The 10,421-nt window shown below is 69.3% G+C and carries 10 protein-coding genes and 1 rRNA gene; all 11 read right to left on the reverse strand.

Going from position 1 to position 10,421, the window contains the following annotated elements:
• Positions 1-4: 4 nt before the first annotated feature.
• Positions 5-1,393: a DNA polymerase IV gene (locus AB8Z36_RS17165; RefSeq protein WP_369214189.1), complete on the reverse strand. Its 1,389-nt coding sequence runs from the start codon at positions 1,391-1,393 to the stop codon at positions 5-7.
• A gap of 45 nt (positions 1,394-1,438) precedes the next feature.
• Positions 1,439-2,056, reverse strand: a complete 618-nt coding sequence (locus AB8Z36_RS17170; RefSeq protein ID WP_369214190.1) for a MerR family transcriptional regulator — start codon at positions 2,054-2,056, stop codon at positions 1,439-1,441.
• A 169-nt stretch (positions 2,057-2,225) separates the two neighbouring features.
• The gene (locus AB8Z36_RS17175; protein WP_030794342.1) at positions 2,226-2,699 is read right to left on the reverse strand and encodes a bifunctional nuclease family protein; all 474 of its coding nucleotides are present in this window, start codon (positions 2,697-2,699) and stop codon (positions 2,226-2,228) included.
• Between the two features lie 98 nt (positions 2,700-2,797).
• Positions 2,798-3,538: a transcriptional regulator FtsR gene (gene ftsR / locus AB8Z36_RS17180; protein WP_369214191.1), complete on the reverse strand. Its 741-nt coding sequence runs from the start codon at positions 3,536-3,538 to the stop codon at positions 2,798-2,800.
• Positions 3,539-3,580: 42 nt separating this feature from the next.
• A complete protein-coding gene (locus tag AB8Z36_RS17185) occupies positions 3,581-4,549 on the reverse strand; it encodes an FHA domain-containing protein (protein ID WP_369214195.1) in 969 nt (322 codons plus the stop codon).
• Positions 4,550-4,631: 82 nt separating this feature from the next.
• Positions 4,632-5,462 (reverse strand): DUF881 domain-containing protein, encoded by an 831-nt coding sequence (locus AB8Z36_RS17190; protein ID WP_369214196.1) that lies wholly within the window; start codon positions 5,460-5,462, stop codon positions 4,632-4,634.
• A gap of 5 nt (positions 5,463-5,467) precedes the next feature.
• Positions 5,468-5,800, reverse strand: a complete 333-nt coding sequence (locus AB8Z36_RS17195) for a small basic family protein (protein WP_030794354.1) — start codon at positions 5,798-5,800, stop codon at positions 5,468-5,470.
• Positions 5,797-6,696: a DUF881 domain-containing protein gene (locus AB8Z36_RS17200; protein WP_369214192.1), complete on the reverse strand. Its 900-nt coding sequence runs from the start codon at positions 6,694-6,696 to the stop codon at positions 5,797-5,799. The genes AB8Z36_RS17195 and AB8Z36_RS17200 overlap by 4 nt, the downstream gene beginning before the upstream one ends.
• A 114-nt stretch (positions 6,697-6,810) precedes the next feature.
• Complete coding sequence (locus tag AB8Z36_RS17205; RefSeq protein WP_369214193.1) at positions 6,811-9,306, reverse strand: sugar phosphate nucleotidyltransferase; 2,496 nt, start codon at positions 9,304-9,306, stop codon at positions 6,811-6,813.
• 110 nt (positions 9,307-9,416) lie between these two features.
• The gene (locus tag AB8Z36_RS17210; RefSeq protein WP_369214194.1) at positions 9,417-10,025 is read right to left on the reverse strand and encodes a CDP-alcohol phosphatidyltransferase family protein; all 609 of its coding nucleotides are present in this window, start codon (positions 10,023-10,025) and stop codon (positions 9,417-9,419) included.
• 155 nt (positions 10,026-10,180) lie between these two features.
• A 5S ribosomal RNA gene (rrf, locus tag AB8Z36_RS17215) occupies positions 10,181-10,297 on the reverse strand.
• Between the last annotated feature and the right edge of the window lie 124 nt (positions 10,298-10,421).

The raw sequence follows: 10,421 nt of genomic DNA on the forward strand, positions 1-10,421 counted from the left end.
CATCTCACTCCCTGTCCACCAGTGGCAGCGGCTCCGCGGGCTCCAGGTCCGGATCGTCCGTCCGGAACGTCCGCACCCGCCCCGGCTCCGACCGCGGCGTCTCGAAGCGCACCGTCACCCGGCCCAGGCCGCTGCCCTGCACCCAGCCGTGCCCGTACTCGGCKTGCCGCACGTCGTGGCCCGCCGCCCAGCGGCGCTCCGCCGGAGGCACCGGCACGTCGGCGGGCTCCGTCTCCGGGCCGATGAGGTCCTCCCCCGGCTCCGGGTCCGCCACCTCGCCACCGGAGGGCCCGACGGCGGCCTCCGCGCCCGCCGCGGCCTCGGCGGCCTGCGCGAACAGGTCTTCCTGCGTATAGTCGGCCAGCCCCGTGACGCCCACGCCGAGCAGCCGCACGCCGCCCGTGGTGTCCACGGACTCCAGCAGGCGCGCCGCGGCCTCCCTGACCACCCCGGGGTCGTCCGTGGGCCCGCGCAGCGTCTCGGACCGCGTCAGGGTCGAGAAGTCGAAGCGCCGCACCTTGAGCACGATGGTGCGCCCGGAGTGCCCGGCCGCCCGCAGCCGCTGCACGCACCGGTCGGCCAGGCGCGCCACCTCCGTCCTGACCCGCACCCGGTCGTGGATGTCCACGTCGTAGGTGTCCTCGACGCTCACCGACTTCGTGTCCCGCTCGGCCACCACCGGGCGCTCGTCGTGCGCGAGGGCCATCGCGAAGAGCGAGACTCCGTGCGCCTTGCCGAGCAGCCGCACGAGCTCGTCCTCACCGGCCTCGGCGATCTCCTCGACCGTGGTGATCCCGGCCCGCCGCAGATGGTCTCCCGTCGCGGGGCCCACCCCGGGCAGCGTCCGCACCGGCATCGGCCCGAGCAGCGCACGCTCCGTGCCCGGCGCGATCAGCACGAGACCGTCCGGCTTCGCCTCCTCCGAGGCGATCTTCGCCAGCATCTTGGAGACCGCGAGCCCCACCGAGCCCGTCAGCCCGGTCACCGCCTTGATGTCCGCCCGCAGCCGCTCCCCCACGGCCCGCGCCGACGCCGCGTCGTCCGCGACACCGCCCGCCTCCAGGTCCACGAAGGCCTCGTCCAGGCTAAGCGGCTCCACCAGCGGTGACAGCCCCCGCAGCAGGCCCATCACCTGCTCGCTGATCTCGCGGTAGAGACCGAAGCGCGGCACCAGATAGGCCGCGTTCGGCGCGAGTCTGCGCGCCTGGCCCATCGGCATCGCGGAGTGCACACCGAACCGCCGCGCCTCATAGGACGCCGTGGCCACCACGCCGCGCGGGCCCAGACCGCCCACCACCACGGCCTTTCCGCGCAGACTGGGCTTCGCCGCCTGCTCCGCGGACGCGTAGAAGGCATCCATGTCCAGATGCAGGATCGTCGGCGCGCTTCTCACGACACCGATGCTGCCCTACGCCACTGACAATGCCCCGCCCGGCGCTCAGACCGCCCTGTTGCGCCGCCTGGCCAGCTCGTCGGCGGGGTTGTGCCCGATGAGGGTCTCCCCGGTGTCGACACGCTCCCCGTGCAGTTGCGACAGGGCCGCCTCGACATCCCGCCACACCACGCCCACGGCGATCCCGAAGACCCCCTGGCCGCCCTGGAGCAGCTCGTGGACCTCGCCGGGCGAAGTGCACTCGTAGACCGTGGCGCCGTCGCTCATCAGCGTCATCCGCTCAAGGTCACGGAAGCCGCCCTGCCGCAGGTGCTGCACCGTCGTCCGGATGTTCTGCAACGACACCCCGGTGTCGAGCAGCCGCTTGACGATCTTCAGGACGACGACGTCCCGGAAGCTGTAGAGCCGCTGGGTCCCGGAGCCACCCGCGGCCCGCACACTGGGTTCGACCAGGCCCGTACGGGCCCAGTAGTCCAGTTGGCGGTACGTGATGCCCGCCGCCGCGCAGGCCGTCGGCCCCCGGTACCCGATCTGCTCGGATTTCTCTGACGTAGCGTCCCCGCTCCCCTGGACCGCCATCGGTCGTTTCGGAGAGTGATCGGCCGCGCCGCCGTAAAACGGGTACGGGCCGCCCACCGCCGTACCGTCGCCGCTGCTTCTCACGCCGACCTCCGTCCTTGACCTGCCTTCTCGACGGTAGGCAGTCACCGGGGGCTCGTCAACGATCGCCACACTCGCCACGCCGAGTGATAATCACCCTGAGAGTGGTTTCCCGTATCTCGCCGCGGGGAAAGGCTAGCCGAATGGGCCGGAGCCGGCCGCCGGAAGCGGCTCACTGGCTGTTGGTGCCGAAGTCCTCGGGAGAGATCTGGTCGAGGAACTCGCGGAACTTCTCCACTTCGTCCTCCTGCTCGTCCGGGATCGCGATACCGGCGTCGTCGAGGACACCGTCGCTGCCGTAGATCGGCGTACCCGTGCGCAGGGCCAGCGCTATGGCGTCGGACGGCCTCGCGCTCACCTCCACGCCGCTGGCGAAGACCAGCTCTGCGTAGAAGACCCCTTCCCGCAGGTCCGTGATGCGCACTTCGGAGAGCTCCTGGCCCACTGCTTCGAGCACGTCCTTGAAAAGGTCGTGCGTCAGCGGCCGTGCGGGGGCCATGCCCTGCTGCGCGAAGGCGATGGCGGTCGCCTCACCTGGTCCGATCCAGATGGGGAGGTACCGGTCGCCTCCCACTTCACGCAGGAGCACGATCGGCTGGTTGGAGGGCATTTCGACCCGGACACCTACGACGTCGAGCTCGTTCACACAGCAACCCTAGGACGTGGTCGGCAGGTTTGGGTAGTCGGGCACCCGCCGAGTACGGCGCGGGCGGGCCCGCCGGGCGTCCGGGGACGCCCGGCTGATCACGGCAGTCGGACCCCGAGGGCGGTCTGCACCAGCGCTGAGTGCAGCTTTCCCGTGAGGCCCGCGAGCTCCTTGGTGCGCGCCTCGGCGTGCGCCCTGGTCTGCGGATTGCGGTGCCGCCGCAGCGGCGCGACGACCTGGTCGACGAGCCCCGCCTCCCGCTCCGCGGCCGACTTCATGGCGCGCAGATGGCGTGGCTCGATCCCGAACCTGCCGAGCTCGACGACGAGCGAGGCCACCGTGACCGCCTCGGCGTCGTACCCGCCGTCCGGGAGCCGCACGACCAGTCCGTACGTCTCCCACTCCGCGAGCTGCTCCTCGTCGATCTCGGCGAGGGCGAGCAGTTCGTCACGGCCCACACGGGCCGCCGTGGGGCCTTCCAGCTCCTCCAGGCTCCCGGCGTCGCCCGGACCCCGCTGACGCCCCAGAGAGGGCAGCGGGGCCCGCTCGCCGCGCTCCAGCGCGTCGAGATACTCACGGATGACCTTGAGCGGCAGGTAGTGGTCCCGCTGTATCCGCAGGACGTGGCCGAGACGCTCGACGTCTTCCGGGCTGAACTTCCGGTATCCGGAAGGGGTGCGCTGCGGCTCGATGAGCCCCTCGGACTCCAGGAAACGGATCTTGGAGATCGTGACCTCGGGGAACTCGTCACGCAGCGTGTTCAGCACGGTACCGATGCTCATCAGCCGACGGTCCGCGGCGGTGCCGGTGTCGGCACCGCCCCTCGGTGTTTGCAGCATGGACCTTCCATGGGGGTGCCCCGGACGCCGTCCGGGTGTGGGTCAGATGCCGACGCTCCGCTGGCTCGCGTAGAACACCAGGCGGTACTTACCGATCTGCACCTCGTCGCCGTTCGACAGCGCGACCGAGTCGATGCGCTCCCGGTTGACATACGTGCCGTTGAGGCTGCCCACGTCGGCGACGGTGAAGGAACCGTCCTGGACGCGACGGAACTCCACGTGACGCCGTGACACCGTCACGTCGTCGAGGAAGATGTCGCTCTGCGGGTGACGGCCCGCCGTGGTCAGCTCTCCGTCGAGCAGGAAACGGCTGCCCGAGTTCGGCCCGCGGCGCACCACGAGGAGCGCCGAGCCCAGCGGCAGTGCGTCGACGGCGGCCTGCGCCTCCGGGGAGAGGGCAGGGGACGGATTGGTGCCCGTCGCCTCCGCGTCGTAGGCCTCAAGGCCCGAGATGGAGATCGTGGAGGTCGTCTCGGACGCGCGCTCCGGCGCGGCCCCCGCCCGCAGCGGCGCACCGCAGTTGGAGCAGAAGCGGCTCGCCTCGGCATTGCGGTTACCGCACCTCGTACACACCAGGGCCATGGACGGATCCTCCTGCCGCGGCTGCCCCGCTGGGGCGTTCGACGCGTACGGGTCGGGGCTGAATCCACCACCCGCACCTGAGGTTGACGGTTCTCCGAAACCTATGCGGCCGGGACCGGCAGGGTCAACAGACGACGCGCCCTGTCCGCCCGAAATGTCTCCACCCGGACCAGCGACCTGATCGCGGAACATGGGGCGCTCTCCGCCCTGCTCCTCGGCCTCTCCATGACGCGGGGCACGGTGACGGGCAGTGGCGGGATTGCCGCTGTCCTCACGTGCACTCTTGCCGAACAACTTCGCAAACAACTTCACGGGCGATTCCCCTTGACCGAAACAGACCCGCCCGTGGGGCAGGACGAACCCTGATTGCACACACCGGCACTCATCGGCGAACCGGACACCCTGACAACGTCCGAATCCACCAAACAGTTTCCACCACGCACCGTGCTTCCGGTGCGCCGACCCCCCGCAACCTCATGCCCTTGCCGCGCGGCCCCCATGCGCCCGCGGCTCACTGCGACGACGACCGAGCGTAGTCAGGCTGCTTCGCGGGTCGCAAGGCGCTCACGACGATCTTCTCCGAGCGGGTCACGACGACCGTGGCCTGCTCCTTCTCCAGAGTCTGCACCACACCTCCCGGAATGTTCAGCGCGGGCTCGAGGTCCTGCGGCTTGCCGATCACCTTGAAGAGGTACGGCGCGTGGACCTCGCGGCCGTCCACCCTCACCCCGCCGCCTCCGGCGTCCGAAAGATGGGTGCTGGCCACCACACGTACGTCGTTGATCTGGATCGCCTCCGCGCCCGCGGCGCGCAGCTCCTGAATGGCGTCGAGCAGCATGTCCGCCTCGATCGCCCCCTTCTTGTCCTCGATGGCCAGCCGGATGCCCGGCCCCTGGGCCGCCACCGTGCCCGCCAGGATGCCGAGTTGCCGTTCCCTCTCAAGCGTCTGCTTGCGCGCCTCCTCGGCCTGGTCCGAGCTGTTCTCCAGCCCGGTCCGCTGCTCCTCGAGGCGCCGCTTCTCCTCTTCCAGACGCTGAGTACGGTCATCCAGTTCATCGAGGATGCGTACAAGATCTTCTTGCCGCGCGCCGCGCAGCGCGCTGCTGTCGTTGTTGGACCGCACCTGGATGGCCAGACCGAGCCCGAGCACGAACAGCAGCAGGGCCACGATCAGTTGGGGCCGCGTCACGCGGGGCGGCCAGAGGCCCTTCGCCAGCCGCTGGCGGCCGGTGAGCCGCGGCTCCGCGCGGACGGGCTCAGCGGGTGCCTCCGGCTCGCTCGCGGGCACCTCCGCGGGAAGTTCCTCGCGGCGGGGGTACTCGGGCTTCTCGTCAGCGCTCATCGGCGTCACGCCCTGAAGATGTGCCGGCGGATCGCGGCGGCGTTGGAGAAGATCCGGATGCCGAGGACCACGACGACGCCCGTGGACAACTGGGCGCCGACACCCAGCTTGTCGCCCAGGAAGACGATCAGCGCGGCCACCACCACGTTCGACAGGAACGACACCACGAAGACCTTGTCGTCGAAGATGCCGTCGAGCATCGCGCGCAGCCCGCCGAACACGGCGTCGAGGGCCGCGACCACGGCGATCGGCAGATACGGCTCGACCACCGCCGGAACCTCGGGCCGAACCAACAATCCGGCCACGACTCCCACGACGAGGCCCAGTACGGCGATCACGATGTGCCCTTTCCTGCCTTCGGCTCTGCTGTACGTACGGTCACGCTCGGCGCCGCGGGCAACCGGAGCTCGTCCGACACGGAGATGCTGGTCCGGATGCCGAAGTTCTCCTGCAACGCGTGCAGATACTGACCGTCGTGGCTGTTCTGGAACCGGGCGCTCAAACGTTTCCCGTCCCCCACCGCGAGCACCGTATACGGCGGCACCAGCGGCCTGTTGTCGACCAGTATGGCGTCACCCGCGGCCCTGATCGCCGACAGCGCGGTGAGCCGCTGGTCGTTGATGGCGATCGCCTCGGCCCCCGACTCCCACAGCCCGTTGACGACGCGCTGCATGTCGCGGTCGCGCACCCGCCCGGTGTCGGAGAAGTCCGCGCTCTCCCGCGGCCCGCCGCCGCCCTGGTCCGCCTGCTTCTTGTCGTCCACGACGAGCCGCACACCGGGGCCGTGCACCTCGGTCGCGCCGGAGAGGAGGCCGACCAGCTCGCCCTTGCTGCCGCCGTGCTCCCGCAGCGCGGCTTCCTGCCGTTCGCCCACGTCGTCGCGGAGCTCGTCCACGTCGTCCTCTAGCTTGTCCGCCCCGGCCGTCGCGTCCTCGACGCGGTCGATGAGCTCCTCACGCTCCTTGGCGACCACAGGGGCCGCTATCCGCGCCTCCGCGGCGCCCACCGTGACCACCAGGGCGGCGAGCACGAGCCCCGCCGCGAGCCCTAGCTTGGCGCGCAGCGGGCGCGGCACGCCGCTGTCCCCCCTGGCCTTCTTCCGGGCTGCCGCCTCCGCGTAGCCCTCGTCCAGGCTGTGGTCCATGACGGTGGTGAGCAGCGACATGGAGGCGTCCGGGCGCCGGGGGCGCGAAGGGGTGCTCCGAAAGGGGGGCTGCTGCGGCATGCCGCACATCGTCGCACGTCGCGGGCGCTACCTCCGAATGGCCCCACCGGCGTGCCGGTCAGCACCGGTTGTGGTGCTGACCGGCACGCGCGCGTGGCTGGGCGTACGTGCACGCGCGCGTGGCTAGTGCCCCGCGCTGTCCACCACGGCCGCCCACTCGTCGAGCAGCGCCTGGGCCGACGCGTCGTCGGGGCCCTCGGCCCACAGATGGGTGACGGCCTCGGCCGGGTCGGGCAGCACGAGCACCCACCGGCCGTCGGCCTCCACGACCCGCACGCCGTCGGTGGTGTCCACGGACCGGTCCCCGGCCGCCTCCACCACGCGCCGCATCACGAGGCCCTTGACGGCCCACGGCGTCGCGAGATCACGCCGCTGGACGTGGGCGCGCGGAATGCGCGCGTCGATCTGGCTCAGCGTGAGCTGCGTACGCGCCACCAGGCCGACGAGCCGCACGAACGCGGCTGTACCGTCGAACACACTGCTGAACTCGGGCACCACGAACCCACCGCGCCCGTCACCGCCGAAGATGGTCGACTCACCGCGTCCGACGCGCGTCAGGTCGTCCGGCGACGTGGTCGTCCAGTCCACCTGCGTGCCGTGGTACGCCGCGACCTGCTCGGCGATGCGCGTCGTCGTCACCGGCAGTGCCACCCGCCCGCTGCGCCGCTCGGCGGCCACCAGGTCGAGCATGACGAGGAGGGCCCGGTCGTCCTCGACGATCCGCCCCTTCTCGTCCACCAGCGAGAGCCGCTCGCCGACCGGGTCGAAGCGCACGCCGAAGGCGGCCCGCGCCGAGGCCACGATCTCGCCGAGCCGCACGAGCCCGGACCTGCGCGCGTCAGCGGTCTCGGTGGGGCGCGACTCGTCGAGACCCGGGTTGATCGTCAGCGCGTCCACCCCGAGCTTGCCGAGGAGGCTGGGCAGCACGAGGCCCGCGCTGCCGTTCGAGGCGTCGACGACGACCTTCAGACCGGATTCGGCCACCCCGGTGGTGTCGACATTCCGCAGCAGGGACCCGGTGTAGGAGTCGTAGACGCTGGACGGGAAGTGCAGGTCACCGATCTCGCCGGGGAACGCACGCCGGTACTCCTGGCGCGCGTACACCCGGTCCAGTTTCCGCTGGCTGGCCTGCGAGAGGTCCGCTCCCTGACCGTCGAAGAACATGATGTCGACGGAGTCGGGCACCCCGGGCGTGGTACGGATCATGATGCCGCCGGCGCTGCCCCTGGCCGTCTGCTGCCGCGCCACCGGCAGCGGCACGTTCTCCAGGTCGCGCACGTCGATGGCGCTGGCCTGGAGAGCCGAGATCACTGCCCGCTTGAGGGCACGCGCACCACGGGAGTGGTCACGCGCGGTCGTGACGGTCGAGCCCTTCTTCAGCGTCGTGGCATACGCCCCGGCCAGGCGCACGGCCAGCTCGGGCGTGATCTCCACGTTCAGGATTCCCGAGACGCCGCGCGCACCGAACAGATGAGCCTGACCGCGCGACTCCCAGATGACCGACGTGTTGACGAACGCGCCCGCCTCGATCGTCTTGAACGGGTAGACCCGCACATTGCCCTGAACGATCGATTCTTCACCGACGAGGCACTCGTCGCCGATGACGGCGCCGTCCTCGATCCGGGCGGCCCGCATGATGTCGGTGTTCTTGCCGACCACACAGCCGCGCAGGTTGCAGTGCTGCCCGATGTAGACGTTGTCGTGGACGACGGCCTTGTGCAGGAACGCGCCGCTCTTCACGACCACGTTCGAGCCGATCACGGTGTGCTCCCGGATCTCGGCGTTGGCCTCGACCTTCGCGTAGTCCCCGATGTACAGGGGCCCGCGCAGCACGGCGTCGGGGTGCACCTCCGCGCCTTCGGCGACCCAGACGCCGGGCGAGATCTCGAAGCCGTCGAGCTCGACGTCGACCTTGCCCTCCAGGACGTCGGCCTGGGCCTTGCCGTAGCTCTCGTGCGTGCCGACGTCCTCCCAGTAGCCCTCGGCGATGTAGCCGTAGATGGGCTTGCCTTCCTTCATCAGCTGCGGGAAGACGTCACCGGACCAGTCGACCGACGTATCGGCCTCCACGTAGTCGAAGACCTCGGGCTCCATCACGTAGATGCCCGTGTTCACCGTGTCGGAGAAGACCTGCCCCCAGGTCGGCTTCTCAAGGAAGCGCTCGACCTTTCCTTCTTCGTCGACAATGGTGATGCCGAACTCCAGCGGATTCGGTACGCGCGTCAGACAGACGGTGACGAGCGCACCCTTTTCCTTGTGGAAGTTAATCAGCTCGGTGAGGTCGAAGTCGGTGAGCGCGTCACCGGAGATGACGAGGAAAGCATCGTCCTTCAGCGCTTCCTCGGCGTTCTTCACGCTGCCCGCGGTGCCGAGCGGCTTCTCCTCATTGGCATACGTGAGCTCCATGCCTAGTTCTTCGCCGTCGCCGAAGTAGTTCTTGACCAGCGATGCCAGGAACTGAACTGTCACTACGGTCTCGGTGAGCCCATGCCTTTTCAGCAGGCGAAGCACGTGCTCCATGATGGGGCGGTTGGCCACCGGGAGGAGCGGCTTGGGCATGCTGGAGGTCATCGGGCGAAGGCGTGTACCCTCACCACCGGCCATTACGACGGCCTTCATGTCGGAAACGTCCTCCTTAGAGACGACGATCTTGCCGACAAGCCCACCGTGTCAGGCCCGCTGAGTCGGGTGCGGGCCTTCGCGCCTCTACGGCCGCCCAGTCGGCGGGCTCAATCGGTCATGCTGTCCACCTTGACAAGTCGGCGGACCTGAACCACATACAGGATTCCTGCCCACCAATACAGCGTTGTACCCCAACCTGCGAACGCCCATCCGAAAATGGCGGCGAGAGAAGCGATCCATCCGCTTCCGTCACTGAGCAGCAGTAGTGGAAAGGCGTACATCAGGTTGAAGGTGGCGGCCTTGCCCAGGAAGTTCACCTGGGGCGGCGGATAGCCGTGGCGCCGGAGGATCCAGACCATCACCAGGAGGACCAGCTCGCGCAGGAGCAGCGCACCGGTCAGCCAGAGCGGAAGAATCTCCCGCCACGTCAGGCCGACGAGCGTCGAGAGGATATAGAGCCGGTCGGCGGCGGGGTCGAGGAGTCGGCCCAGGCTGCTGATCTGGTTCCAGCGGCGGGCGAGCTTGCCGTCGAGATAGTCACTGACGCCGCTCAGCGCGAGCACGAGCAGCGCCCAACCGTCGCTCTTGGGCCCTCCGAACTCCGGCCTGAGGATCAACCACAGGAAGAGGGGTACGCCGACGAGGCGTGCCATGCTGAGGATGTTCGGGATGGTGAGGACACGGTCCGTCTGGACGCGTGTCTCCTGGACCTCCACCCGGGGGCCTCCTGTGGATAAGAACCGACGATGCCCCCTGACCTTACCCTCAGTCGCAACACGTCGGTACGTGAGGGGTAGCCGCTCCCAGTCGCCAAAAACGCAAAAAGCCGCGGTCCCTGGAATTGAATCCAGGGACCGCGGCTATAAAAGGAGTTCGGCGGCGTCCTACTCTCCCACAGGGTCCCCCCTGCAGTACCATCGGCGCTATGAGGCTTAGCTTCCGGGTTCGGAATGTAACCGGGCGTTTCCCTCACGCTATGACCACCGAAACACTATGAAACTGACAACCGCACCATGCGTGACCATGCATGGGGTCGTTCGTGGTTTCAGAACCAACACAGTGGACGCGAGCAACTGAGGACAAGCCCTCGGCCTATTAGTACCAGTCACCTC

Origin of the sequence: Streptomyces flavofungini (assembly GCF_041028215.1) — a bacterium.
Taxonomy (GTDB): domain Bacteria; phylum Actinomycetota; class Actinomycetes; order Streptomycetales; family Streptomycetaceae; genus Streptomyces; species Streptomyces flavofungini_B.

Excerpts from the sequence above, each read along its gene's own strand:
- ftsR (WP_369214191.1), bottom strand. The coding sequence starts at position 3,538 with ATGCTGCAAACACCGAGGGGCGGTGCCGACACCGGCACCGCCGCGGAC.
- AB8Z36_RS17190 (WP_369214196.1), bottom strand. The coding sequence starts at position 5,462 with ATGAGCGCTGACGAGAAGCCCGAGTACCCCCGCCGCGAGGAACTTCCC.
- AB8Z36_RS17200 (WP_369214192.1), bottom strand. The coding sequence starts at position 6,696 with ATGTGCGGCATGCCGCAGCAGCCCCCCTTTCGGAGCACCCCTTCGCGC.
- AB8Z36_RS17205 (WP_369214193.1), bottom strand. The coding sequence starts at position 9,306 with ATGAAGGCCGTCGTAATGGCCGGTGGTGAGGGTACACGCCTTCGCCCG.